The organism is Dellaglioa sp. CoH-57-MRSF-16 (genome assembly GCF_056782055.1).
The window spans coordinates 1-652 of the sequence record NZ_JBXAXZ010000026.1 but is presented as its reverse complement, the minus strand read 5'-3'; the positions used below and the strand labels follow the sequence as shown (position 1 = coordinate 652).

General features: G+C 56.1%; 1 protein-coding gene. It reads left to right on the top strand.

Going from position 1 to position 652, the window contains the following annotated elements; all coding sequences use genetic code 11:
- A partial coding sequence (locus AC1RPH_RS07670; RefSeq protein ID WP_481762007.1) for a hypothetical protein occupies positions 1–652 on the top strand: 652 nt, incomplete at both ends.

Below are 652 nucleotides of genomic sequence, written 5' to 3'. Positions count from 1 at the left end.
GGCTTCTGCCGTTCCCGGGCTCCGAAGACCTAGGCTACATCCGGGCCGTGGACATGCGTATCGGTGATCGTGTGTGGTTCCCGGCTCACAACAAGTTGCCCCGCCACGATTGGACAAAGCAGGACAAATCGAGCGGTCTTGGCTTCTTGGCCGTGAATAAGCTGCGCGTCCAAAAGCAAGGGGAGCCGGTGCCCGTCTACTGCTTGACTGTTCCGAAGTATCACCACTTCATGCTTCCGTCCGGCATCGTAAGCAGCAACTGCCACATTAACAGCCTGCTGCTGGGCCTGATGTACAAGTTCCTGCCCGGCCTGTTCGAGCGTGGCATGGTGTACGTGGCTAACGCTCCGGAGTTCTATGCTGAATCGAAGGGCAACGATCTGACTATCGGCTCGACGCTCGGTGAAGTGCAACGTAAGCTTGCGGCCAAGGGTATCAAGAACGTGGCTATTCGTCACGTGAAGGGCTACGGTGAAATGGATGAAGGTTTGATCCGCACACTAATCATGGACCCGGATACGCGCCATTTGATCAAGATCAAACCTTTGGTCGAATCGGACCATGTTGACTTCGTGAAGCTAATGTCGGATGACGTGGATTACCGCCGTCAGATGCTAGGCCTTCCGAGCGCCGGGGCTGATGACGCTGAGGA